General features: G+C 68.2%; 20 protein-coding genes and 1 other annotated feature. Of the genes, 13 read left to right on the forward strand and 7 right to left on the reverse strand.

Annotation, left to right across the window (positions count from 1 at the left end; translation table 11 throughout):
- The first annotated feature begins 198 nt into the window (after nucleotides 1-198).
- Both trhO and BM360_RS10215 read left to right on the forward strand, forming a co-directional pair.
- Nucleotides 199-1173, forward strand: a complete 975-nt coding sequence (trhO, locus tag BM360_RS10210) for an oxygen-dependent tRNA uridine(34) hydroxylase TrhO (RefSeq protein ID WP_242653441.1) — start codon at nucleotides 199-201, stop codon at nucleotides 1171-1173.
- A complete protein-coding gene (locus tag BM360_RS10215; RefSeq protein ID WP_093314319.1) occupies nucleotides 1157-1795 on the forward strand; it encodes a glutathione S-transferase in 639 nt (212 codons plus the stop codon). Before trhO ends, BM360_RS10215 begins: the two co-directional genes overlap by 17 nt.
- 6 nt (nucleotides 1796-1801) lie before the next feature.
- On the opposite strand, the gene BM360_RS10220 is transcribed toward BM360_RS10215, so the two are convergent.
- On the reverse strand, nucleotides 1802-2578 hold the full coding sequence (locus tag BM360_RS10220) for an SDR family NAD(P)-dependent oxidoreductase (protein ID WP_207544577.1): 777 nt from the start codon (nucleotides 2576-2578) through the stop codon (nucleotides 1802-1804).
- Nucleotides 2579-2809: 231 nt separating this feature from the next.
- Between BM360_RS10220 and BM360_RS10225 the strand changes: the two genes are divergently transcribed.
- The 3 genes from BM360_RS10225 (at nucleotide 2810) to BM360_RS10235 (ending at nucleotide 5599) form a co-directional block, all read left to right on the forward strand.
- Nucleotides 2810-3214 carry a RidA family protein gene (locus tag BM360_RS10225; protein ID WP_093315978.1) on the forward strand — a complete coding sequence of 135 codons (405 nt, stop codon included), beginning with the start codon at nucleotides 2810-2812 and terminating at the stop codon, nucleotides 3212-3214.
- Nucleotides 3215-3320: 106 nt separating this feature from the next.
- Complete coding sequence (locus BM360_RS10230; RefSeq protein ID WP_093314323.1) at nucleotides 3321-3941, forward strand: YqiJ family protein; 621 nt, start codon at nucleotides 3321-3323, stop codon at nucleotides 3939-3941.
- Nucleotides 3938-5599, forward strand: coding sequence for a flotillin family protein (locus BM360_RS10235; protein ID WP_093314325.1), 1662 nt, complete (start codon nucleotides 3938-3940; stop codon nucleotides 5597-5599). The genes BM360_RS10230 and BM360_RS10235 overlap by 4 nt, the downstream gene beginning before the upstream one ends.
- A gap of 90 nt (nucleotides 5600-5689) precedes the next feature.
- On the opposite strand, the gene BM360_RS10240 is transcribed toward BM360_RS10235, so the two are convergent.
- The 3 genes from BM360_RS10240 to budC all read right to left on the reverse strand — a co-directional run bounded on the left by BM360_RS10240 (nucleotide 5690) and on the right by budC (nucleotide 8724).
- On the reverse strand, nucleotides 5690-7516 hold the full coding sequence (locus BM360_RS10240) for a DUF885 domain-containing protein (protein ID WP_093314327.1): 1827 nt from the start codon (nucleotides 7514-7516) through the stop codon (nucleotides 5690-5692).
- 124 nt (nucleotides 7517-7640) lie between these two features.
- Complete coding sequence (locus tag BM360_RS10245; RefSeq protein WP_093314329.1) at nucleotides 7641-7913, reverse strand: hypothetical protein; 273 nt, start codon at nucleotides 7911-7913, stop codon at nucleotides 7641-7643.
- 34 nt (nucleotides 7914-7947) lie between these two features.
- A complete protein-coding gene (budC, locus tag BM360_RS10250; RefSeq protein ID WP_093314331.1) occupies nucleotides 7948-8724 on the reverse strand; it encodes a meso-2,3-butanediol dehydrogenase in 777 nt (258 codons plus the stop codon).
- A 227-nt stretch (nucleotides 8725-8951) separates the two neighbouring features.
- On the opposite strand from budC, the gene BM360_RS10255 reads away from it, so the two are divergent.
- The 8 genes from BM360_RS10255 to dgcA all read left to right on the forward strand — a co-directional run bounded on the left by BM360_RS10255 (nucleotide 8952) and on the right by dgcA (nucleotide 21840).
- A complete protein-coding gene (locus BM360_RS10255; RefSeq protein WP_093313372.1) occupies nucleotides 8952-9848 on the forward strand; it encodes a Coq4 family protein in 897 nt (298 codons plus the stop codon).
- A 100-nt stretch (nucleotides 9849-9948) separates the two neighbouring features.
- A complete protein-coding gene (locus BM360_RS10260; protein ID WP_093314333.1) occupies nucleotides 9949-11691 on the forward strand; it encodes an N-acyl-D-amino-acid deacylase family protein in 1743 nt (580 codons plus the stop codon).
- A gap of 115 nt (nucleotides 11692-11806) precedes the next feature.
- Entirely contained in the window at nucleotides 11807-13549 is a 1743-nt protein-coding gene (locus BM360_RS10265; RefSeq protein ID WP_093314335.1) for an N-acyl-D-amino-acid deacylase family protein, read from the forward strand.
- 98 nt (nucleotides 13550-13647) lie between these two features.
- The gene (locus BM360_RS10270; RefSeq protein WP_093314337.1) at nucleotides 13648-14910 is read left to right on the forward strand and encodes a M24 family metallopeptidase; all 1263 of its coding nucleotides are present in this window, start codon (nucleotides 13648-13650) and stop codon (nucleotides 14908-14910) included.
- 166 nt (nucleotides 14911-15076) lie between these two features.
- On the forward strand, nucleotides 15077-17689 hold the full coding sequence (locus BM360_RS10275; RefSeq protein WP_093314339.1) for an ATP-binding protein: 2613 nt from the start codon (nucleotides 15077-15079) through the stop codon (nucleotides 17687-17689).
- 221 nt (nucleotides 17690-17910) lie between these two features.
- Nucleotides 17911-19164 carry a cell wall hydrolase gene (locus tag BM360_RS19770; protein WP_242653442.1) on the forward strand — a complete coding sequence of 418 codons (1254 nt, stop codon included), beginning with the start codon at nucleotides 17911-17913 and terminating at the stop codon, nucleotides 19162-19164.
- A 60-nt stretch (nucleotides 19165-19224) separates the two neighbouring features.
- Nucleotides 19225-19280, forward strand: a sequence feature (sul1 is cis-regulatory element that is thought to sense ions involved in sulfur or methionine metabolism; They are found in Alphaproteobacteria).
- Between the two features lie 77 nt (nucleotides 19281-19357).
- Nucleotides 19358-20836 carry a SulP family inorganic anion transporter gene (locus BM360_RS10285; RefSeq protein WP_423228899.1) on the forward strand — a complete coding sequence of 493 codons (1479 nt, stop codon included), beginning with the start codon at nucleotides 19358-19360 and terminating at the stop codon, nucleotides 20834-20836.
- 11 nt (nucleotides 20837-20847) lie between these two features.
- Nucleotides 20848-21840: an N-acetyl-D-Glu racemase DgcA gene (gene dgcA / locus BM360_RS10290; protein WP_093314343.1), complete on the forward strand. Its 993-nt coding sequence runs from the start codon at nucleotides 20848-20850 to the stop codon at nucleotides 21838-21840.
- A 20-nt stretch (nucleotides 21841-21860) separates the two neighbouring features.
- Here the strand turns inward: dgcA and BM360_RS10295 are convergent, their stop codons facing one another.
- From BM360_RS10295 to BM360_RS10305, 3 genes are all read right to left on the reverse strand, one after another.
- Nucleotides 21861-22589: a TorF family putative porin gene (locus tag BM360_RS10295; protein ID WP_093314345.1), complete on the reverse strand. Its 729-nt coding sequence runs from the start codon at nucleotides 22587-22589 to the stop codon at nucleotides 21861-21863.
- Between the two features lie 2 nt (nucleotides 22590-22591).
- Nucleotides 22592-23023 carry a hypothetical protein gene (locus tag BM360_RS10300; protein WP_093314347.1) on the reverse strand — a complete coding sequence of 144 codons (432 nt, stop codon included), beginning with the start codon at nucleotides 23021-23023 and terminating at the stop codon, nucleotides 22592-22594.
- 149 nt (nucleotides 23024-23172) lie between these two features.
- Nucleotides 23173-23907 carry an SDR family oxidoreductase gene (locus BM360_RS10305; protein ID WP_093314349.1) on the reverse strand — a complete coding sequence of 245 codons (735 nt, stop codon included), beginning with the start codon at nucleotides 23905-23907 and terminating at the stop codon, nucleotides 23173-23175.
- Nucleotides 23908-23986 lie beyond the last annotated feature (79 nt).

The raw sequence follows: 23986 nt of genomic DNA on the forward strand, positions 1-23986 counted from the left end.
TCATCGACGGGAGCCGCTTATGCCCACCTCCCTGCTAATGCAAATCGCTCGCAAGCCTTTTCCGATCAGTTTGGCAGAAGGCCGCTGCGGCGGGTCTGGCGGCGTGCCTCACGCCACCCGAGACTGCGTGGAGCACCACCCATCCCGACGACTAATCGGCTGCTGACCCCTCCGCCCGTTGGCGCTATGGCACGGGCGATGAACGATCCGGCTTCATCGCAGCCCGCGCTGAGCGTGGCTGCGCTCTATCGCTTTGCCCGCTTCGCCGATCCCGCCGCCATCCAGGCGCCGCTGGAGCGGATCTGCCGCGCGCAGGGCATACGTGGCACGCTGTTGCTGGCGGCGGAGGGGATCAACGGCACGATCGCCGGTCCGCACGACGGCATCGCCGCGGTGCTCGACCATATCCGCGCGCTGCCCGACTGTGCCGATCTCGACGTCAAGCTCTCCTCGGCCACGGCCATGCCGTTCCATCGGCTGAAGGTGCGCCTCAAGCGCGAGATCGTCACCATGGGCCAGCCCGGCATCGATCCGCGCGCCAGCGTCGGCACCTATGTCGAGGCGCAGGACTGGAATGCGCTGATCGCCGATCCGGACACGATCGTGATCGACACGCGCAACCGCTACGAAGTGGCGGTGGGCAGCTTTGCCGGTGCGATCGATCCGCAGACGGACAGCTTCCGCGATTTTCCCGCCTGGTTCCGCCGCAGGCGAGAGGATCTGCTCGGGCGGGGTCGCCCGCCGAAGGTGGCGATGTTCTGCACCGGTGGAATACGCTGCGAGAAATCGACCGCCTTCCTCAAGCAGGAGGGCATCGAGCAGGTCTTCCACCTCAAGGGCGGCATCCTTAATTATCTGGCACAGGTGCCGGCGGAGGAGAGCCTGTGGCAGGCGGAGTGCTTCGTGTTCGATGAACGCGTGGCGATCGGACACGGGCTGACGCCCGGCAGCTACACGCTCTGCCGCGCCTGCCGCCGCCCGGTCGGCGCGGCGGACACGCTCCACCCGCTCTACGAGGCCGGGGTCAGCTGCGCCGCGTGCCATGCCGAGCGGTCGGACGATCAGCGCGCCTCCTATCGCGAGCGTCACCGCCAGGAAGCGCTCGCCGCAGCCGAAGGGCGCGTGCATGTCGGAGCGGTGTTGCCGGGACGGCCGGATGATACGGACGTCTGATCCGATCCTCTACAGCTTTCGCCGCTGTCCCTACGCCATGCGGGCGCGGCTGGCAGTGGCGGTGGCCGGCTTGCGATGTGAGCTGCGCGAGGTGGTGCTGCGTGCCAAGCCCGCAGCAATGCTGGCGGCATCGCCCAAGGGCACGGTGCCTGTGCTGCTGCTACCGACTGGAGCGGTGATCGACGAGAGCCTCGACATCATGCGCTACGCACTGATGCGCCACGATCCCGAAGGTTGGCTGGAACGCGACGACGCGGCGCTGATCAGCGCGAACGATGCCGGGTTCAAGTCGGATCTGGACCGGTACAAATATCCCGAGCGGCATGGCGGCGATCCGCTGGAGCATCGCGCCCGCGGGCTGGCCTTCCTGCGCCGGCTGGATGAGCGCCTAAGCGGCTCCGCCCAGCTGTGCGGGGCGCGGCGCGGGCTGGCGGACGCGGCGATCATGCCGTTCGTGCGGCAGTTCGCCGCGGTAGACGCCACCTGGTTCAAGGCGCAGCCGCTGCCGCATCTCCACCGCTGGCTGTCCGGTCATCTCGCCTCGGATCTGTTCGCCAGCATCATGCAGCGGGAGATGCCATGGTCTCCCGGTGCGCCGGCGGTGTTCTTCCCGAAGCCCTGACCGGCGTCACATATGCGTGCCGCCGTCGATGCGCAGTTCCGTCCCCGTGACGAAGAAGCCATCGTCCGACGCCAGCGCGGCGATCATGCCGGCCACAGCCGCAGCGGGCGCGAACCCTTCGCCCAGCGCCGGCGACATCTTCATGAACAGCGATCGGTCCGCATCCGCCGGGATGCCCGGATCGCTCGTCATGCCGGACTGGATGCTGCCCGGCGCCACCGCCACCGCGCGCAGCCCCTGCTTGGCATATTCGAGCGCGATCGTGTGCGTGAACGCCTGGATGCCGCCCTTGCTGGCCGCATAGGCCGCCATATAGGGATGGGCGAAGGCGGCTGAGGTCGAGCTGAAGTTGACGACCACGCCCTTCCCGCACGCCAGCAGCGCGGGCAGCGCCTGGCGGGTGACGAGGAAGGTGCCCGTCAGGTTGATGCCGACGATGCGGTTCCAGAATTCCAGCGTCGTCTCGTGGGTGTGGGCCGAGCGCAGGATGCCCGCCGCATTGACCAGCACCTCCAGCCCGCCGAGCCGCTCGATCGCGCCGCCGATAGCCTCCTGCACCGAAGCTTCGCTGGCGATATCCACCGCCACCAGGCTCAACCGCTCGCTCGTGCCCGCGGCCTCCGCCTGCTCGCGCGTCGCCGCCAGCCCTGCCTCGTTGACGTCCGCCGCCACGACGATGCCGCCTTCCGCCAGCAGGCGTGCAACGGTCGCCTGACCGATGCCCGAGCCCCCGCCCGTGACGATGATGCGGCGGCCGGCGAAGCGATCGAGATGCACAGTCACGACAATCCTCCTGAGCGGGAGCGTATCACTGCATCCCTTCAGGGCATTTCTGTCGCGAACGGGCCGCTGTCGCAAGCTGCGCGATCATGCCTCGCGACGCGCCACTCAAGATCGGCTGCGTTCCACCTGCTCGTAGATCCCGCACTTGCCTCACCCGCTGGACCGGGCGGTCGATATTGTCGATCCTCGGCCGCCTTGCGGCATAACAATGATCATCTGACGGAGGGGTCGATGAGCGTAGAGCATGTCAATCCGGATACCCTGTTCAAGCTGCCGGGCTTCGGCCAGATCTCCATTCCGCCCGCAGGCAAGCGCCTCGCCTTCGTCGCCGGGCAGACCGCGCTCGACGCCGGCTTCCAGATCCAGGCCGAAGGTTTTGCCGAGCAGGTCCAGCATGCCGTCGACAACGTCATCCACGCGCTCGACGCGCTGAACGCGACCCCCGATGATGTCGTCCACATGACCTTCTACATCGTCGGCCTGTCGGACGAGCGCTTTCAGCAGTTCGCCCAGGCATGGGCGACATCGCTGGGCGGCCAGCCATTCCCGAGCTGCGCCTCCGCGGTGATCGGCGTCGAGCGGCTGGCGCTCAGCGGCCTGCTGGTCGAGATGTCGGCCGTGGTGGCGATCGACTGACGCGCTTCGCTTCGGCCCGAATAGGCCGGCAGGACGCGAGCGGGTCAGCAGCAGTTGACCAGCGGCCGTCTCCCTCTAGGCTCCGGTGCGGGGGAGACAGAGTCGCGTGCTGGGGGTCTTGTTCGCGCCGGAGGTGATCGCCTTCACGGCGGCACTCATGCTGATGCTGCTGATCGGCATCGTCGAGGCCGTCGGGCTCGGTGCGAGCGGGCTCGACGTGGATCTCGGCCTGCATGTCGATCATGATGGCCCGCTCGGCTGGCTGGGCGTGGGTCGCGTGCCCTTCATCGTTCTGCTGATCGCCTTTCTCGCCTGCTTCGGCGTCATCGGCCTCGCCGGCCAGCAGACGATCGCGGCGATGTACGGGATGATGCTGCCTGCCTCATTCGGCATTCCTGCGGCTTTAATGCTCGCGCTGCCCGCAACCGCCCTGTCCGCGCGCGGACTTGCCCGCATCCTGCCGCATGACGAGACCACGGCTTTTCCCGTCGAGGCCTTAGCCGGGCTATCCGGCACCATTCTGGTCGGTCGGGCCGAGCGCGGCTCCCCCGCTCGCGCCCGCGTCATCGATCCGCATGGCCAGGCGCACAACGTGATGGTGGAGCCCGATGCACCCGCCACCGTGCTCAACGAAGGCGAAATCGTGCTCCTCGTCCGCCGTGAAAACGGGATCTTTCGTGCGATCCCCCACAATCCCGCCCCCTTCTCCAACTGGATCGACCGATGAACGACATCATTCCTGCCGGCCTGACGAGCGTTGTGCTCTATGCGGGCGTGCCGCTGCTCGCGCTGGTCATCATCGGCATCCTGATGGCGCGGCTGTACAAGCGCGCATCCAAGGAGATCGCCTTCGTCCGCACGGGCTTCGGCGGCGAAAAGGTGGTGATGAACGGCGGCGCGCTGGTGCTGCCGGTGCTGCACGAAACGATGCCGGTGAACATGAACACGGTGCGGCTGGCGGTCGAGCGGCGCAACGGCGATGCGCTGATCACGCTCGACCGGCTGCGCATCGACGTGCGCGCCGAATTCTACGTCCGCGTGCGGCCTGATCGCGAGGCGCTGGCGACGGCGGCGCAGACGCTCGGCCAGCGCACGATGCATCCCGAGGCGCTGAAGGAACTGGTCGAAGGCAAGTTCGTCGATGCGCTCCGCTCGGTCGCGGCCGGCATGACCATGAACCAGCTGCACGAGCAGCGCAGCGACTTCGTCCAGAAGGTGCAGCAGGTCTCGTCCGCCGATCTCGCGATGAACGGGCTGGAGCTGGAAAGCGTCTCGCTCACCGGCCTCGACCAGACCTCGATCGAGCATTTCAACGCCAACAATGCTTTCGACGCCGAAGGCCTGACCAAGCTGACCGAGCAGATCGAGCTGCGGAAGAAGGCGCGCAACGACATCGAGCAGGATACCCGTGTCCAGATCGAGACCAAGAACCTGGAGGCGGCGCGGCAGTCCTTCCTGATCTCCCGCGATACCGAGTTCGCACGGCTGGAGCAGGAGCGCGAGCTGGAAGTTCGCCGTGCCGAGCAGGCGTCCGAGGTCGCCCGCCAGCAGTCCGAGCGGCAGCGTGAGGCAGATCAGGCGCGCATCGTGGCCAAGCAGCAGACCGATTCCGCCCAGATCGAGGCCGACCGCGCGATCCAGCAGGCGCGCATCGCCCAGGCACAGGCGATCGAGATCGCCCGTCAGGAGCAGCAGATCGCGGTGCAGAACAAGAGCCGCGAGGAAAGCCAGGCCAAGGCGGAAGCGGATCAGGCCCGCGCCGAAGCGGTCGCAGCCGAGGAGCGCGTCGGCACTGCGCGCGAGACCGAGGTGGCCGAGCGTCTGAAGCGCATCGAACTGATCGACGCCGCGCGTGAAGCGGAGCGTGCCGCTATCGGTGTGCGGGTGCAGGCGGAGGCCGAAAAGCAGGCTGCGGCCGACCGTGCCGCCGCGCTGCGCGCCGCCGCCGAGGGCGAAGCCGAGGCGGAGAAGCTGCGCGCCGAGGCGGCACGCGTCCGCTTCGAGGTGGAAGCCGCCGGCCAGCGCGCCGTGAACGAGGCGGCGAACCTGCTCTCCTCCGATCAGGTGTCCCTCCAGACCAAGCTCGCGCTCCTGAAGGTCATGCCGGACCTGATCCGCGAGGCGGCCAAGCCGATGGAGGCGATCGACAGCATCCGCATCGTGCAGGTCGACGGGCTGGGTGGCGGTGGCGGGGCCGGCGGCTCGCAGGTCGTCGCGAACGACGGCAATCTTGCAAGCTCGGCGGTGTCAGCGGCGCTGCGTTACCGCGCGCAGGCCCCGGTGATCGACGGATTGATGAAGGAGCTGGGCTTCGACGGCGGAACGCTCGACGCGCTGGTCGCCGGCGCCGCGGCAGATGGCACCAACAAGGCAGCAGCCGAATAACACCGCGGAGCGGCGGTAATTCGGACGCCGGATCAGGTTTGATCCAGGCCGGATCGGACGAGCGGCAGCCCCGCTCGTCCGATCGACGGACTAACGCTGCCGCGCCACCCAGTCGTTCACGCGGCGCTCCAGGATGGAGAGCGGCAGCGAGCCGGAGCCGATCAGCAGATCGTTGAACGCCTTGATGTCGAACTTATCGCCAAGCGTCCGCTCGGCGCTGCGGCGCAGCTCCATGATCTTGAGCATGCCGATCTTGTATCCGGTCGCCTGCCCCGGCAGCGTGATGTAGCGCCGCACCTCGGAGCGCCCCTGGTCCGGCGAGGCGCGGCCGGTGGCGACCATATAGTCGATCGCCTGCTGCTCGGTCCAACCCTTGGCATGGATGCCGGTATCCACCACCAGCCGGGCGGCGCGGAACAGTTCCGCCTCCAGCCGCATGAAGTCGGCCGTTACGTCCGGGAAGGCGCCCATCTCCTTGCATAGCGCCTCCGCATAGAGCGCCCAGCCTTCGCCGAACGCGACGTAGCGCGCCGCCTGGCGGAAGCGTGGGCCGCCCCTCTGGCGGACCTGGATGTCGCCCTGCATGACATGCCCGGGCACGCCCTCATGGCACATCAGGTCGACGAGCGCGTCCGGCGACGGATCGTCCGTCGTCCCGAGCAGGTGGACGTAGACGCGCCCCGGCCGCACGCCGTCGCGGCTTGGCGCAGCGGCGTGAGCGGCGCCGCCCGCCACCTCACTGAATGATGGCTCGCGCACCACCTCCATCTTGTAGGCAGGCAGCTGGTTGAAAAAGCGGGGCAGCAGCGTGCGGTTGCGCGCGATCGCGGCATTGGCATCGCGCAGGTAATCGGCGCGGAGCGCGTCGGTCCACGGCTTGGGCGGATTGCGACGGGCGCGATCGGCATAGAAAGCGATACGGTCCTTGAACCCGGCCTGCCGCGCGAGCGCATCCTGCTCGCCCTCGATCCGCTTCACTTCGTCCAGGCCGATGCGGTGGATCTGATCGGCGGTGAGGTCCGTCGTGGTGTTGAGGCGGAGGGCCGCCGCATACCAGTCCGCGCCGCCCGGCAGCGAGATCGCACCTACCCGCCCGCTCGGCGCGGTCGCGAGGTTCCCTTGCGCCCAGGCGATGACGCGTTCGTAAGCCGGCTTGATCGACAGCAGGGCCGTGCGGGTCTCCCCCAGCAGCGCCTGCGCGTCCGCCGGGGCGATCTTGCCTTGCGCGCGCAGGCGCTCGACCTTCGTCTGCGCATCCGCCCAGAGCGGTGAGGCAGGGCCGTTGTCGAACGGCGCGCCGGTGATGATCGCGCGGCTGCCCTCGATCACCCGCTCGATCTGAAAGCGCGGCGCGCGCACGCCCGCGGCATCCGACATGCGGCTCTGTGCGATGGCTTCGTCCAGCACCGTCGGGATCCCCCGCACGCGGGCGGCGAAGGCACGCATGTCGGCGGCATCCTGCACCGTGTGCGTGTTGATCAGGAAGTTCGGCAGTTGCGCGTGGGCCGAGTAGAGGAAGGAGTAGAGCGGCGGCGCCCAGCGGCGGAAGCGATAGCCGAGCTCCGCCCGGTCGAGCTCGAGCGCCCAGATGTCGTAATTGGTCTGCGCTTCGGGCGACAGCTTGGCACGGTCGAACTGCGCCTTCATCCGCGCGACGCTGGCGCGGCGCCATTCCAGGCGCTTCAGCATCGCCGCGTCGCTGATGTCGTCCAGCCGGTCCTGCCCCTCTTTCTCACCCAGCTGCGTGGCAAGCTGCGGCCGCTGGCGGAGATCCTCGGCGAACTCCCGGTCGAGAAACGCATAGAGCCGCGCATCCTCCGCCGGTGCGGCTACCGTCGGAACCTGCGCCTGCGCGCCGGTGAGCAGCGGCGTCATCAGCGCGATGGCGAGCGTGGAACGGATGGACGCCTTGAACATGTGAAACCCTCTTCCCTTTGCCGCCTGTGTAGCGATGGCCCTGGCGGAGAGAAGTGACATTCTTCCAACGGCATGCGCAGCCCGCTAGTGGAACGGCGCGCGGGTGCGCGAGCGCATCGCTCCATCAATCGGACGGCGGTTCCGACGTCTCCACCAGTTCCACCACCTCGAAGTCATAGCGTCGCCAGCCGCGCTGCCGCGCCGCATCGGCGGTGGCGGCCTTCTTGCCCGTCGCCTCCTTCAGCGACTTGGCGTGGCCCCAGAACACCTCGGTCCGGCCATCCTCCAGATGGGCCACGATCCGCCAGTAATGCGTGAAAGGCGATGCGGTCGGGCCGATCGTCTTCACATAGCCGTCCGCCATCATCGCGGTCAGGTAGCGCTTCTTCTTGGCCATCCGATCCGCATTTAGGCGGACGCTCGCTGCCTGCCTACATGCCGACAGCGGCAAGGAAGTCCGGCTGGCCGGTATGCGCCATCATGCCGCCATCGACGACGAAATTCTGCCCGGTGATGTACGAGGCGGCCGGCGAGGCGAGGAACAGCACCAGCGCCGCGACCTCATCCGACGTGCCCGCGCGGCGCATCGGAATGCGCGCGGTCCAGTGCTTAAGGCCCTCCTCCCCCATCTGGTCGGTGGCGGGCGTTGCGATCAGGCCGGGGCTGACGCAGTTCACCCGCACGCCGTCCCGCGCATGATCCAGCGCGATCGCGCGCGTCAGGTTGATCACCGCGGCCTTGGCGGCATTGTAGGCGTTGAAGCCATAATCGCCCGCCAGCCCGCAGATCGAGGCGATGTTGACGATGGACCCGCCGGTCTTGGCGAGATGCGGAATGGCGAAGCGCGAGCTGTAGAAGATCGAGTCCACGTCGGAGGCGAACAGCGAATGCCACTCCGATGGCGGCAGCTGCGTGACGCGGCCGAGCCGCCCGCTGCCCGCATTGTTCACCACCACGTCGATGCGGCCGAACCGGGCGAGGGTGAAGTCGATCAGCGCCTCCACATCGTCCTGCACGCCGACGTCCGCACGCTGGCAGGCGATGCGGTCGCCGCCGCCCATCCGCTCCTTCTGTGCAGCAAGGCTGCTCTCGGTCCGGCCCGCCAGGACGACGCGCGCGCCCTCTGCCGCGAACTGCGAGGCGATCGCCGCGCCGATCCCCTGGCCGGCGCCCGTGACGATCACGACCCGGTCGGACTGCTCAGTCATGCTCCACTCCCCCTTGGTTTTCGGCAGGTCTATTCAGTCGAGGCGGCCTTGTCTTGCGACTTGTCGAGTGAAACGCCGCGGCAGCCCGTGGCCTGGCCGTGTCCGCCGGATCACGCGCTTCCTTGCCTGTGCAAGAATTCGGAGTTACGTTCCGAAACACAGCGGCACCGGCGCGCCGCGATGCGGTCGGGCGCATCCCCCCGCATGAGGGCTACAGGAGAGCGAGCATGGACAACGACATCGCATCGAAGGTGAGCGAGGCCGACTTCGCTTATTATAACGGCTCAGGGCCCGGCTTCACGACCGAGAGCTCGACGCTGATCAGCTCGTCGCCCTATCTCAACCATGCGGAACTCCGCACGCTGATCGCGCAGGAGATGCTGCGCCGGAACGGGGCCGACCTGCCCAACACCGCCTTCATCCCCAACGTCGTCAAGATCCTGATGGAGCTGGAGGACTGGCCGCGCATCTTCCAGCTGTTCGAGGAAGAAAAAGCGCGCCTGCCGCTCTTCAAGAACTGGCTGGACGGCCGCAAGATCTCGCTCTTCACGCTCGACGAGCTGAAGGACCCCAAGCCCGGCACGCTCCGCGCCGTCATCCATGATTTCGTCGTCAACAGCGGCTACAACATGGACCATTTCTACCAGGGAATGGAGATCAAGACCGACTTCGACTTCTACATGAAGGAGCGGACGCACACGCACGACATCGAGCACATGATCACCGGGTTCGAGACGAACCACGCCGGTGAGGTCGCTTTGCTCGCTGCCAATGCCCGTGCGCTCTACGCCTACTTCAAGCCCGAGCTCGCCGCCTTCTTCAACCGCGTGTCGGCCTATCTCAAGGCCAAGACGACGATGAAGAGCGGCCTGTTCTACCCCGAGGCCTACAAGGTCGAGCTGGACGCCGAGGATATCGGCGCGGCGCAAGGCCGCGCGTGGAAGCACCCGCTCTTCCTGATCCCCTTCCGCGACTATCTCGACCATCAGGTCAGCGACATTCGTGAGGAATTCGGCATCACCAACCCGCCGCCCGCCGGCGAATGGACCTGGACCACCGCGGTCAGCGAGGACCCACGCCCCGCCAACGACGATCACGGCCAGACCGCTCAGGCCGCGGAGTAAGCAATATCAGGGCCGGTCCGGCAAGGACCGGCCTTTTTCACGCCAGCCGGGGTGCGCGGGGCGGCTCCGGCAGCACATCTGATTACCGAGGGGAGAGGATATGGGCGATTATCTGATCAAGGGCGGCACCGTCGTCGATGGCAAGCTGACCCCTGCCTACCGCGCCGACGTCCGCGTCGCCGGTGGCGTGATTGCCGAGATCGGCAGCGATCTGGCACCGCGGGGCGACACCGAGACGCAGGTGGATGCGACCGGCTGCTACGTCACGCCTGGCTTCATCGAGCCGCACACGCATTTCGACGCCACCATGTGGTGGCAGAACGATCTCAATCCCCTGCCCGGCTATGGCGCGACGACGATCGTGATGGGCAATTGCGGCTTCTCCGCCGCACCGATCTCGGATGACGTGCGGGCGCGCGACGAAGTGGTCGGCATCTTCGCCTTCTTCGAGGATATCGACAAGCAGGCCTTCGTCAGCGAGCTGCCGTGGGACTGGCGCAAATGGTCGGAATACAAGGCATCGATGGTGTCCAAGGTGCGCATGCCGCTCAACTATGCGGCGTTCGTCGGCCACATTGCCATCCGCCTCGCCGTCATGGGCCTCGACGCGTGGGATCGCGCCGCCACCGATGACGAGATTGCGCGCATGTGCGAGCTGCTCGACGATGCCTGCCAGGCGGGCGCGCTCGGCCTGTCGACCAACCAGCTCGACTTTGACGGGGACGAGCGGCCGGTGCCGACCTTCGCGGCCGAGGACAAGGAATTCCGCGCGCTGTTCGAGGTGCTGGCACGCCATCCCGGCACGATCTGCCAGGTGGTGATGGACACGTTCATCCGCCTGACCTGCCCCGCCACGCTCGAGAAGTTCGCGCGCCTGTCCGAAGGCCTGCCGATCCGCATCCAGTGGGGCGGCCTGCCGACGCTCGACTTCCAGAAGCCGATCCTCGCCGATCTGAAGCGCCAGCACGAGCAGTTGAAGGCGGAGGGGCGCGATTTCTGGACCGCCTACACGCACGTCTCGCCGACCAACACGCTGTCGCTCACCAAGTCGCTGATCTTCGCGCAATCGGGCGATTTCGTGTGGCACGAAGTGGTCGCCGCCGACAGCTTCGAAGAGAAGGAGCGGCTGCTGGCCGATCCCGAGTGGCGCGCCCGGGCGCGGGAGAGCTGGGACACCAAGGCGTGGCCGCACTCGCCGATGAACAATCCGGACCGGCTGGAGCTGCGCAATTCAGACAATGGCGTCGGGCCGATGAACCTGACGCTCAGCGACTATATGCGCATGACCGGGATCGAGCACCGCTCGGACGCGATGGCGGACTGGATTCTGCGCAACGGCGTGAAATCCACCGTCCACATGTCTCCCTTCCCGATGAACGAGGAAGTGATCCTTGAGCTGATCCGCGATCCCAAGTCGCTCGGCAACGTATCCGATGCGGGTGCCCACGCCCAGATGTTCTGCGGCCCGGGCGAGAACATGCTCTACTTCACCTACTATGTTCGCCAGGGCAAGATCACCATCGAGGAGGCGGTCCATGTCCAGACGGGCAAGATCGCGGAGCATTTCAACCTGCAGGGCCGCGGCGTGCTCGCGGTCGGCAATCCGGCGGACATCACCGTCTTCAACATCGACGAGATCGAACGCCGCCCCGAGCGCAAGATCTACGACACGCCGGATGGCATGGGCGGCATCACCTGGCGCTATACGCGCGATCCCGCGCCGATGCGGCTGACGCTCGTCAACGGTACGCCGACGTTCGACCGCAACGGTCCGACGGGCGAGCGGCCGGGCGAATTCCTCTCGCCTGTCGCCGAGTTCCAATACGCCGCCGCGGCGGAATGATCGACTGAGCGGGGGAGCGGCCGGGCTCGCAGCGCGCAGCCCGGCCGCCGTCTTTCGCGGGGCGGAAGCGGACACATCCGCCTGCCCGGGACCATGAAAGGGTGAGGACAGGCAGATGCTCCACAGCTACATCATCAAGGGCGGCACCGTGGTGGACGGCACCGGCGCCGTACCCTTCCGCGCGGACATTCGCGTCGCGAACGGGCTGATCGCGGAGATCGGGCCGTCCGTGTCGACCAGCGGCACCGAGCGCGTGTTCAACGCCGAGGGCTGCTACGTCACCCCCGGCTTCGTCGAGACGCACAACCATTTCGACGCGCCCATGTGGTGGATGCCGATGCTGGAGCCGATGGCGGCCTACGGCGTCACCACGTCGATCAACGGCAATTGCGGCTTCTCCGCCGCGCCCTGCTCGTCGGAGGCGGAGGCGCGGCTGGAGATGGTCAAGATCTTCTCCTTCTTCGAGGATATCCCGCTCGAACCCTTCCTCGACATCCTGCCGTGGGACTGGACCAAATGGTCCGAATATCGCGCCTCGCTAGAGAAGAACCTTCAGCTGCCGGTGAACTTCGCCACCTTCTGCGGCCATGTCGCGCTGCGTGTCGCGGTGCTCGGCAAGGAGGCGTGGGAGCGCCAGTCTACCCCGGCCGAGATTGCCAAGATGTGCGAGCTGCTCGACGATGCGCTGGCCGCCGGCGCGCTCGGTCTGTCGAGCAACCTGCTCGACTGGGACCAGCAAGGCCGCCCCATCCCGACGATCACCGCCAGCGATGCCGAGTGGGAAGCGCTGTTCGACGTGGTCGAGCGCTATCCGGGCCGCACCGTCGAGATCATCATCGGTGTCGCCATCCGGCAGACCGGGGTGGAGGATCTTGAGCGGCTGGAGCGGCTGGTCGGCAACCGCAATCTTCGCGTGCAATGGGCCGGCCTGCCGCCGAAGCGGTCGCAGTCCAAGCTGCAGCCGCTCTACGATCATCATAAGCGATTGAAGGCCGAGGGCAAGGATTTCACCACCACCTTCAATCTCCAGCCGCTCGCCTCCTCGCTCACCTTCCGCAAGACGCTCGTCTTCGGGCAGACGGGCGTGCTCGTCTGGCATGAGTTCATCGATGCGGGCTCGGACGAGGAGAAGCTGGCGCTGCTGCGCGATCCGGAGTGGCTGGCGCGCGCCCGCGCCTCGTTCGACGGCGGCTATCCCGGCGCGCAGGCGCGCGATCCGGATCGACTGATCCTTGCGACCAGCGAAACGGGCCTCGGCCCGCTCGGCATCACGCTGTCGGAGTACATGGTTGAGGCCGGCATCGACCACCCGTCCGACGCGCTCGCCGCGTGGGTGCTGGCGAACGGCCTCGATTCCTCGATCATGATCGACATGCCGCCGACCCGTACGCCGGAGGAAGCGGCGGAGATGATGGCGGACGCCAATGCCATCACCAACATCACCGACGCGGGCGCGCACGGACAGATGCTCTGCGGCATCGGCAACAACGTCATGGTGATGACGCGGCTGGTGCGCGACCTGAAGCTCTGCCCGATCGAGCTCGTCGTCTACAATCTGACCGGCAAGCTCGCCAACTTCTTCGGCCTGACGGACCGCGGCGAGCTGAAGGTCGGCAAGGCCGCAGACATCGCCGTGTTCAACCTCGACGAGATCGAGCAGCGCCCCTTGGAGAAGATCTACGACGTGCCGAACGGCAAGGGCGGGCGCACGTGGCGCTTCACCCGCGGCGCGGCGCCCATGCGGATGACGATGGTCAACGGCATGCCGACCTATGTGAACGGCAATTACACGGGTGCCTTCCCCGGCCGCTTCATCGAGCCGACGTCGCAGGTCGCGCTGGCACAGGCGGCGGAATAGCCGAAGCGGGGTTGCCTGACCGCCTCCCGGGATCGCGAGTGGATCGGGCTCGCGAAATCTGGGAAGGGTGCAGCCACTTCATTCGGGAAGGGGCAGGCATGGATACGCACGGCAGGGACACGTCGTTGGGCCGCCGCGCCTTCCTTGCCGGCGCCGGTGCCTTGGGGCTTGGCGCGAGTGTCAGCTTGCCTGCCGCGGCGGCGCCTGCCGGCCGCATGGCGGATCGCGCCCGCCCGATCACCCCGGCGGAGCGGCAGGCGCGCATCCGCCAGGCGCAGCGCCTGATGCAGCAGCAGGGCGTCTCGGCCATCGTGACCGAGCCGGGCGCCTCGATGGAATATTTCACCGGCGTCCGCTGGCGGCGCAGCGAGCGGCCGGCGCTCGCCATCATTCCGCGCGAGGGCAATGCCGCGCTGATCGTCCCCAAGTTTGAGGAAGGCTCGATCCGCGAAACGCTCCTCGTGCCGGCGGAGGTGCGCGCGTGGGAGGAGGATCAGAGCCCTTATGCCATCGCCGCCGGGCTGATCGCCGATCGCAAGCTGGCATCCGGCCGGATCGGGACGGAGGAAACGCTCCGTACCTTCATCGTCCAGGGCCTGACGGGCGCCCTCCCCTCCGCCACGATCGAGCCCGGCACCGCCATCTTCCGCGGCTGCCGCATGATCAAGACGCCGGCCGAGATCGCGCTGATGCAGGTTGCCGCCGACATAACCGTCGCCGCCTACCGTGCGACATGGCCACAGGTGCGTGCGGGCATGACGCCGGCGGACATCGGCGCGATGATGAGCCGCTTCACCACGGCGGAGGGCGCCAGCGTCGGTTTCAACCTCGTCCTCATCGGCGAGGCGAGCGCCTATCCGCACGGCTCCGGCAAGCCGCAGGTGGTGCGGGAGGGCGACGTCGTGCTGATGGACTGCGGCTGCAACGTCCACGGATATGAATCCGACATCTCGCGCACCTTCGTGGTCGGCAGCCCGGGTGCGCAGCAGCGCCGCGTGTGGGATCAGGTGCGGCGCGGTCAGCAGATCGCGTTCGAGACGGCGCAGGTCGGCGTGGCGGCGGGCGCGGTCGATGATGCGGTGCGCCATTTCTACGACGGCCTCGGCTATGGCCCCGGCTATGCGCTGCCCGGCCTGTCGCACCGCACCGGCCACGGCATCGGCATGGAAGGGCACGAGCCGGTCAACTTCGTGCGCGGCGAGCGGACGCCGCTTGCGCTGGGCATGTGCTTCTCGAACGAGCCGGGCTTGTACCTGCCGGGATCGTTCGGCGTGCGGCTGGAGGATTGCATCTACATCACGGCGCAGGGCCCCCGCTGGTTTTCCCGGCCGCCAGCCTCGCTCGACCGGCCGATGGGCTAGGCCGCGGACCGGATCGCCGCTCGGAGCGTTTGGACGGCCCATGAGGCGGGCATGTCGCCCGGCCACCGGTGCGGACAGGGCGACGAAGCAAGGATGGCTCCTCGCGACAACTCCGCTATGCGCCACGCCTCGCCCCGGCTGACATAGCGCGATTGCTGCACACGATATGCTTGATTTCCTCTCCGGTGGCGGCGGCATGGGCGAGCGCATCCGCGCCTTTCCCTGGACGCAGACGCCACTCGGCGCGCCCGAGACGTGGCCGCAGTCGCTCCGCTCGGCGATCAGCATCTGCCTGCATTCGAGCTTTCCGACCGCCATCTACTGGGGCCCGGAGCTGCGCCTGCTCTACAATGACGCCTGGGTGCCGGTGGCGGCCGACCGGCATCCCGCCGCGCTGGGGCAACCCGGCGGCGAGGTGTGGAGCGACATCTGGTCGGTGGTCGGCCCGCAGCTGGAAACCGTGCTCGCCACGGGCGAGGGCTTCTCAACCTTCGATCAGCTCCTGCCGATGATGCGCGACGGGCGCGTGCAGGAGACCTATTGGAATTACAGCTTCACGCCGATTCGCGGAGAGGATGGCGGCGTTGCCGGCGTGCTCAATCAGGGGAATGAAACCACCGAGCGCATCCTGCGCGAACGCAACCGCGAGGCGGAGGCGACGCGGCAGCGGCGCTTGTTCGAGCAGGCGCCCGGCTTCATCACCGTGCTGCGCGGCCCCGATCACGTCTTCGAATTCGTCAACGACGCCTATCGGCGGCTGTTCGGCGATCGCGACTTCATCGGCCGCAGCGCGCGCGACGTGTTCCCCGAACTTGTCGGACAGCGCTTTTTCGAGTGGCTCGACCGGGCCTACACGTCCGGCGAGCGTTTCGTGGCGGAGCGGAGCCCCATTCAGCTCGACTATCCCGGCGCGTCCGCCGGCCAACGCTTCCTCGACTTCATCTACGAGCCCGTGCGCGACGACACCGGCCGCGTGACCGGCATCTTCTGCGAAGGCTTCGACGTCACCAACGCCTATGTCGCCGAGCAGGCGCTGCGCGAACAGAGCGCCGGGTTGCAGACGCTCAACCGCATCGCGGCGGCGACCATCGTCGAGCAGGATCTGGAGCGGATCGTCCAGCTCGTCACCGATGCGGGTCGCGAGCTGACCGGCGCTGAATATGGCGCATTCTTCTACAACGTCGTGGATGCGGCCGGGGAGAGCTACATGCTCTACAGCCTGTCCGGCGTCCCGCGGGAGGCGTTTGCCGGCTTCCCGATGCCGCGCAATACCGAGGTCTTCGGACCCACCTTCACCGGCGCAGGCGTGGTGCGGTCGGACGACATCACCCGCGATCCGCGCTACGGCCGCAACGCGCCATGGGCGGGCATGCCGGAGGGGCATCTGCCCGTGACCAGCTACCTCGCCGTCCCGGTCGCCTCGCGCGAGGGCGGCGTCATCGGCGGGCTGTTCTTCGGCCATGCCGAGGCCGCGCGCTTCACTGCGCGCCATGAGGAGCTGATCCTCGGCCTGGCGGCGCAGGCGGCGATCGCGATTGACAATGCCCGCCTGATCCGCCGCGTGCAGGAAGCCAACGAAGACCTGGAACAGCGCGTGGCCGATCGCACGGCGGAGCTGACGCAGGCGCATGAGACGCTGCGGCAGGCGCAGAAGATGGAAGCCGTCGGCCAGCTCACCGGCGGGATCGCACATGATTTCAACAATCTGCTCGCGGGCATCAGCGGCAGCCTGGAGATTATCGAGCGGCGGCTGGCGCAAGGCCGGGCGGACGGCATCGACCGCTTTCTCCAAGGCGCGCAGACCTCGGCGCAGCGCGCCGCGGCGCTCACCCAGCGGCTACTCGCCTTCTCGCGCCGGCAGACGCTCGATCCGAAGCCCACCGACGTGAACCGCCTCGTCTTCGGCATGGAGGATCTGATCCGGCGCACCGTCGGGCCCGCGATCAAGGTCGAGGTGGTCGGTGCGGGCGGCCTCTGGATCGCGAAGGTCGATCCGGCCCAGCTGGAAAGTGCGCTGCTGAACCTCGCGATCAACGCGCGCGACGCCATGCCGGACGGCGGTCGCCTCACCATCGAGACGGCGAACAAGTGGCTGGACGACCGCGCCGCGCGGGATCGCGATCTGCCGCCCGGCCAGTATCTGTCGATCTGCGTCACCGATACGGGCACCGGCATCGCCGCGGACATCGTCGACCGGATCTTCGATCCCTTCTTCACCACCAAGCCGATCGGCCAGGGTACGGGTCTCGGCCTGTCGATGATCCACGGCTTCGTCCGCCAGTCGGGCGGGCAGGTGCGCGTCTATACCGAGCCGGGCCAGGGCACCACGATGTGTCTCTATCTTCCGCGCCTGATCGGCGAACTGGTGGAGGATCGCGAGGAGCTCGACGCCAAGATCGCCGAGACGGGCGCCGGTGAAACCGTCCTCGTCGTGGATGACGAGACGACCGTCCGCATGCTGATCGTCGAGATCCTGACGGAGGCGGGCTATCGCTCGATCGAGGCGGATGACGGCCCGTCGGCGCTGAAGATCCTCGGCTCCGATGCGCGTATCGATCTGCTCATCACCGATGTCGGCCTGCCCGGCGGCATGAACGGCCGTCAGGTCGCGGATGCGGCGCGGGAGACGCGACCGGGGCTGAAGGTGCTGTTCGTGACCGGCTATGCCGAGAATGCGGCGGTGGGCAACGGCCATCTCGAGCCTGGCATGGAGGTGATCACCAAGCCATTCGTGATGAGCGATCTGGCCGCCAAGATCGGCGATCTGCTCGAGCGCTGAGCGCGGCGTCTGCCGAAAACTTGTGAGCCGAGGGCTCCGCGCGCCTGATCCCAATTGCAAGGTCAGCGCCGCGTTAATATCGCGCCGCGCAGCGATGATGCCGGAGCCGATCGGAACCTGATTCGTCTGCACGCTTGACGCGCGGAGGCAAGTCGCGCTGGATTTCGGGGGATTGCCACCTGTCGCAGCCGCTTTCGTCTCCGCGCAGCGCGCCGGCCATCTTGCTCGGCAGCGCGCTCGGCCTTCTTGCCGCCACCTATGTGCTGTCTGGCCTGCGCGAGACGCCGCCCGGAACGCCGATCGTGCGCACACATGCCGCGACACGGGCAAGCCCGCGCGTCCGGCTGGCCGAGCCGCCGCCCATGGTCGAGCCGCTTGAGCTGCTGGAGATGACGCCGGAGCGGGCGCGCGAGATCAACGCCGCCGTGCCCTTCATTCCGGGACCCATCTCTCCCGCCCGCCCCTTCCGCTTCGCCGGCAGCGATGCGGATCGCGAGCGGGCCGCACTCTGCCTCACCAGCGCTGCGCTGTACGAAGCGGGCGACGATCCCGTCGGCCAGCGCGCCGTCGTCCAGGTCGTGCTCAACCGCCTGCGCCACCCCGCTTATCCGAAGACCATCTGCGGCGTCGTCTTCCAGGGGTCGGAGCGGAAGACGGGCTGCCAGTTCACCTTCACCTGCGACGGGGCGCTCGCCCGGCGGCCGCTGATGCCGATGTGGGATCGCGCGCGCAAAATCGCCGAAGCGGCGCTGGACGGCGCCGTCGCGAAGGTCGTCGGCACCGCCACCCATTATCATACCGACTGGGTGGTGCCCTACTGGAGCGCATCGCTCGACAAGATCGCCGCCGTTCACACCCACCTGTTCTTCCGGTGGCGGGGCGGCTGGGGCCTGAACGGCGCCTTCACCGGCCGCTACGCCGGTGGCGAGGTGCTCGACCGGCGCCTGCGCGAGTTCGCCACGCCCGGCACGCTCGATGAGGTGGAAAGCGAGCCTCTGGTGGACGGCGAACCGGTGCCGGCAGAGCCCGTCCCGGCGCGGGCCGCCCTCCAGGTCGCGGGCGTCGAGCCGCGCGCCTTGCGGGGCAGCATCGTCCGGCTGGCGGACGAGCAGGCGGGCGAGTTCGGGCTCCAGCTCGATCCCGCCGCCTTCTCCGGCGATTTTGCGCTGACCGCTCTGGCACTCTGCGCGCGGCGGCCGGCCTGCCTGGTCGCAGGCTGGGCCGAGCCGCGGCTGATCCCGGCTAAGCTGCCGATCCCGCGTCAGTCGCTCCAGACGGTGAGCTTCCTCTACCGCAAGGTGGCAGGCTCCGATCGCGAGCAGGTCCTGTGGAACTGCCGCCACACGCCACGCCCCAGCCCGGCACAGTGCCTGCCAGGCACCGCACCCGTTGCTCCCGCCGGTCCCGCTCGCCTGTCCCCGGAAGTGAAGGCACCCACAGCCACCGGCGAGGCGGCGAGCATGGAGGTCCGCTGAGGCCGCAAGGCGCGCTCTGCTTGCCAATATCGATCCTGCGTGTTTAGGAGCGGTCACGCGCAAGGACCCGGTGCAATCCCGGGTGGCTATCCCGGCCGCCGATCCGCCGGGCAACGCACACGCTGATCCGCCTTTCCGGTTCGTCGATCGACCGGATCGCGTGTGCCGCTCCTTTCCCGGATACATGACAGACATGCACGCTAGTTTCCGAACCTCATGGTTCGTCGGCGCCGCGCAGATGCGCCGCGATGTCCTCGCCGGCATCGTCGTCGCGCTGGCGCTGATCCCCGAGGCGATCGGCTTTTCGATCATCGCCGGCGTCGATCCCAGCGTCGGGCTCTACGCCTCGGTCGCGATCGCCATCATCATCTCGCTGCTGGGCGGGCGGCCCGCCATGATCTCCGCCGCGACAGCCGCGGTCGCCGTCGTTGTGACCCCGCTCGTCCGCGATCACGGCGTGGCCTATCTGTTCGCCGCGACGATCCTGATGGGGCTGATCCAGATCGCCGCGGGGCTGCTGCGCCTCGATCTGCTGATGCAGTTCGTCTCACGGTCGGTGATCACGGGCTTCGTCAATGCGCTCGCCATCCTGATCTTCATGGCGCAACTGCCACAGCTCACCGGCGTCACGTGGCACAGCTATGCGATGGTCGCCGCGGGGCTGGCGATCATCTACCTCTTGCCGCGGCTGACCAGGGCGGTGCCGTCCGCGCTGGTCGCCATCCTTCTGCTGGCGGTGGTCAGCATCGCGCTCGGCCTGCCCGTCCGCACCGTCGGCGACATGGGCCGCTTGCCTGACGGGCTGCCATCCTTCGCCCTGCCCGCGGTGCCGCTGACGCTGGAAACGCTGCGCATCATCCTGCCTTATTCGCTCACCATGGCCGCGGTCGGGCTGCTGGAATCGATGCTGACCGCCCAGATCGTCGATGACATGACCGACACGGACAGCGACAAGCGCCGCGAGTGCCTGGGGCAGGGCGGCGCGAACATCGCCGCGGCCTTGCTCGGCGGCATGGGCGGCTGCGCCATGATCGGCCAGTCGGTGATCAACGTCACGTCGGGCGGGCGCACGCGGCTGTCCACCTTCGTCGCCGGCGCGTTCCTCCTGTTCCTGCTCGTCGCGCTCGGCCCTGTCGTCGGCCGCATCCCGATGCCGGCGCTGGTCGCCGTCATGATCATGGTCTCGATCGGCACGTTCAGCTGGAACTCGATCCCGAACCTGCGGCGGCATCCGCCCACATCCTCGGTGGTGATGCTGGTGACGGTGGCCGTGGTCGTCGTCACCCGGGATCTGGCGCAGGGCGTGCTGGCGGGCGTGCTGCTCTCCGCCATCTTCTTCGCCGGCAAGGTGCAGCGCATGTTCACGGTCGAACGGCGCGAGGAGGGGGAAGCTGTGCGCTACAGGGTCGGTGGCGAGATTTTCTTCGCCTCGGTCACGCGGTTCACCAGGGCGTTCCTGCCGGAGGAGGGCCGGCCGGTGACGATCGACGTCAGCGCCGCCCACTTCTGGGACATTTCCGGCGTCGGCGCGCTCGACAAGATCGTCGCGCGCTTGCGGCGCGACGGCTCGGCGGTCGAGGTGATCGGATATAACCAAGCGAGCGCCGACCTCGTCGATCGCTTCGCACTGCATGACAAGACAGGCGTCGAACTCGGCGCGGTTCCGCATTAAGCAGGCGGCCCATGCTCCGCACCCTGACCGCGCAAGGCGACGCCTTCCCCCTCGCCACCCCCTTCCGCATCTCGCGCGGGGTCAAGACGGTGGCGGACGTCGTCACGGTGGAGATCGGGGATGGCGAGCGCGTGGGCCGCGGCGAAGGCGTCCCCTATCCGCGCTACGGCGAGTCCGTGGCGGACGCGCTGGCCGAGATCGAGGCTGCGCGGGCCGCGATCGAGGCGGGCGCGGACCGGCACGCGCTGCTGACGATCATGCGGGCAGGTGCGGCGCGCAACGCGGTCGATTGCGCGCTGTGGGATCTGGAGGCGAAGTCCGCCGGCACGAGCGTGCCCGCGCTGCTCGGCTGCTCCACGCCCGGGCGGATGCCGACCGCGATGACGGTCGGCCTCGGCCCCGTCGAGGAGATGGCGGCGGCAGCACGGCTTCTGGCCCATGTCCCCCTGCTCAAGGTGAAGGTGGACGGCGTCGCCCCCGCGGACCAGATCCGCGCCGTCCGTGCCGCCGCGCCCGGACCCCGGATCATCGTCGACCCGAACGAGAGCTGGACGTTGGAGGACGTCGCGCGCCTTCAGCCGCTCCTCGCCGAACAGCGGATCGATCTGCTGGAACAGCCCCTGCCGGCCGGTCAGGACGATGGACTCGACGGTTTCCGCCCGCTGGTGCCGATCGCGGCGGATGAATCGGTCCATGTTGCGGAGGATGTCGCCGGGCTCGCGCGGCGCTACCAGGTGGTCAACATCAAGCTGGACAAGACCGGCGGCCTCACCGGCGCGCTCATGCTGGCGGATGCGGCGGCGGCGGCTGGGCTTCAGCTGATGGTCGGCTGCATGATCTGCTCATCGCTTTCCATCGCGCCCGCCCTGATCCTCGCGCAGCGCTGCGCCTTCGTCGATCTCGATGGCCCCTTCTGGCTGAGCAATGACCGGGCGGGCGGCGTGCGCAACGATGGCGGCCTGATCATCCCCGCAGCCGCCGGTTTCTGGGGCGACACGGCCTGACGTGAGTCCGTCAGCCCCGGTCAGGGCGCCAGCCGCGCAAAGGCGACCAGCCGCGTGCCGACATGGCGATCGACAAAGCGGCCGGGTGCCGGCCGGTCGGCGCTGGTGCCCGAAAGGGCGACGCCGAAGGTGACCGGCGTGCGGGTGAGATCCAGCCCGATCCGATAATCCCAGTAATCGCCATCGGGCCGCAGGCGCGCTGCACGCTCGATGTCGCGCGTATCGCCGCTGCTGTGGCCAAGATGCGCGCGCAACGCGAGCGGCGTGCCCGGCAGCGCGGCGGAGCCGGCCAGGCGCACATACAGATTGTCGCCGCCGATGGCGCGCTGCCGCGGCGCATAGGTGGCGGTCAGGTCGATCTGAAGCGGGCCGATCAGATGGCCGACGCCTGCCTCCACCTCCGCATAGCCGAGCTCGCTGCGGCCCGTGAACACATGCCCGATCACGCCGCCGCTCAGCCGCCACGGGCCGAGATCGCGCGCGATCATCGCGTCGAGATCGAAGCCGAGCGCGGCCCCGCCATGGCGGGCGCTGCGGCGCAGCGTGGTGCCACGTGCGCCGAGCGACAGCGTGGAGCCGACCGGCACGACGACACCCGCGACGAGAGCAGGACGGCCGCGCGACCAGCTGAGCCCGCGGCGCCGCTCATCCGTGGTGAGATCGAGCGAAGGCTCGATCCCCTGCGCCGCTGCCATGGCGGACGGCAACGCCGCCAGCAGCAGCGCCATGAGGGGCGCGACGCGGTTCATCCTCAATCCAGCGCCAGCGCGCGCACCGTCTTCAACTCGGCCAGCAAGGTCGGCTGGTCGGCGGCCGCGACAGCGCGGACATGATCGTGAAGGTCGCCCGTCCGTGCGGCAAGATCCCGCTGCACGCCGGCACGCGCGGTCATGCAATGGCCGGGGCGGCTGCCCTCGATCTTGCGCGCGCCCGCAAGCGTGCGGCTGAGCGGATGGTGGTTGCCATGCGCCGGTGCGAGCTGGCGCTCGACACGGACGGTTGCGATCCAGCGGCACCGCTCGGTGGACATGCGCGTCCCAGCGCTCATGCCGATCGTCTTCATCCGCATGTCGGCATGGGCCTGATAGCTGGCGCGGACCGGCGTCGCGCCGTGCGTGAGCACGACATCGTGGCTGGCCAACGGGGCGGCGAGCGCGGTGGCAGCAAGGGCGAGTGCGATCATCGGAAGCTCCTCTCCGGACACCCTACATGCCTAAACTGTGGGCGTCTCTGCTGATTGTTTAGGCACACTGCCTAATCGGAAGGCATTTTTTCCAATGTGTTGCTCGATCCTGTCACTTTCAGGCTTGGACGCACGAGCGGGCTAACACATTAGAAATGCGACAGATAACCACCGTCCACCGCAAGAACCTGCCCGGTCACGTAGGAGGCCGCGTCCGAGGCGAAGAACAGCACGGCGCCGACGATCTCCTCCGGCCGCCCCCACCGGCCGAGCGACGTACGCCGGGCGAGATGCTCGGCAATTGCCGGATCGGCGGCCATGGCGGCATTGGCGTCGGTGGCGAAGAAGCCCGGCGCTACCGCGTTGACGGTGATCTGGCGCGGCCCATATTCGGCCGCGAGCGCGCGGGTGAGCGCATCCAGCCCGCCCTTCGCCATCGTGTAACCCGCATCGCCCGAGCGTGCGATCTGGCCCGCGATCGACGTGATGTTGATGATCCGCCCGCCCGGCGGCATCCGCGCGGCGACGATCCGGGCAATCTCGAACGGAGCGACGAGATTGACCTCCAGCAGGCCGCGAACGGCGCTGCGATCGAGCGCCTTCGCCAGCCGCCGGTCGCGCAAACCCGCATTGTTCACGAGAATGTCGAGCGGCACCAACCCCGCGACGTGAGACGCGACGGCCCCCTCGTCGGCAAGATCGAACGCGACCGCCTCTGCCGTGCCGCCGCAGCGCGCTATCTCGGCGACCACCGTCTCCGCCGCAGCCAGCGTGCGCGCATGAACGAGCACATGCGCCCCGGCGCCACCCAGACCCAGCGCGATCTCGCGCCCAAGCCCGCCGCGCGCGCCTGTGACTAAAGCGGTTTTGCCGTGCAACGTCATGCCGGATCGTCCTCCCGCCCGCGCGCATAAGCGAGACAAAGCGAGAAGGCATCCATCCGGCCTGACAATCATGCTAGGT

It is taken from the genome of Sphingomonas jatrophae (assembly GCF_900113315.1).
Lineage (GTDB): Bacteria > Pseudomonadota > Alphaproteobacteria > Sphingomonadales > Sphingomonadaceae > Sphingomonas_P > Sphingomonas_P jatrophae.

Coding starts and splice junctions, on each gene's coding strand:
- BM360_RS10265 (WP_093314335.1), top strand. CDS start 11,807: ATGCTCCACAGCTACATCATCAAGGGCGGCACCGTGGTGGACGGCACC.
- BM360_RS10270 (WP_093314337.1), top strand. CDS start 13,648: ATGGATACGCACGGCAGGGACACGTCGTTGGGCCGCCGCGCCTTCCTT.
- BM360_RS10255 (WP_093313372.1), top strand. CDS start 8,952: ATGGACAACGACATCGCATCGAAGGTGAGCGAGGCCGACTTCGCTTAT.
- trhO (WP_242653441.1), top strand. CDS start 199: ATGAACGATCCGGCTTCATCGCAGCCCGCGCTGAGCGTGGCTGCGCTC.
- dgcA (WP_093314343.1), top strand. CDS start 20,848: ATGCTCCGCACCCTGACCGCGCAAGGCGACGCCTTCCCCCTCGCCACC.
- BM360_RS10245 (WP_093314329.1), bottom strand. CDS start 7,913: ATGGCCAAGAAGAAGCGCTACCTGACCGCGATGATGGCGGACGGCTAT.
- BM360_RS10260 (WP_093314333.1), top strand. CDS start 9,949: ATGGGCGATTATCTGATCAAGGGCGGCACCGTCGTCGATGGCAAGCTG.
- BM360_RS10305 (WP_093314349.1), bottom strand. CDS start 23,907: ATGACGTTGCACGGCAAAACCGCTTTAGTCACAGGCGCGCGCGGCGGG.
- BM360_RS10275 (WP_093314339.1), top strand. CDS start 15,077: ATGCTTGATTTCCTCTCCGGTGGCGGCGGCATGGGCGAGCGCATCCGC.
- BM360_RS10235 (WP_093314325.1), top strand. CDS start 3,938: ATGAACGACATCATTCCTGCCGGCCTGACGAGCGTTGTGCTCTATGCG.
- BM360_RS10240 (WP_093314327.1), bottom strand. CDS start 7,516: ATGTTCAAGGCGTCCATCCGTTCCACGCTCGCCATCGCGCTGATGACG.
- BM360_RS10300 (WP_093314347.1), bottom strand. CDS start 23,023: ATGATCGCACTCGCCCTTGCTGCCACCGCGCTCGCCGCCCCGTTGGCC.
- budC (WP_093314331.1), bottom strand. CDS start 8,724: ATGACTGAGCAGTCCGACCGGGTCGTGATCGTCACGGGCGCCGGCCAG.
- BM360_RS10295 (WP_093314345.1), bottom strand. CDS start 22,589: ATGAACCGCGTCGCGCCCCTCATGGCGCTGCTGCTGGCGGCGTTGCCG.
- BM360_RS10215 (WP_093314319.1), top strand. CDS start 1,157: ATGATACGGACGTCTGATCCGATCCTCTACAGCTTTCGCCGCTGTCCC.
- BM360_RS10225 (WP_093315978.1), top strand. CDS start 2,810: ATGAGCGTAGAGCATGTCAATCCGGATACCCTGTTCAAGCTGCCGGGC.
- BM360_RS10285 (WP_423228899.1), top strand. CDS start 19,358: ATGCACGCTAGTTTCCGAACCTCATGGTTCGTCGGCGCCGCGCAGATG.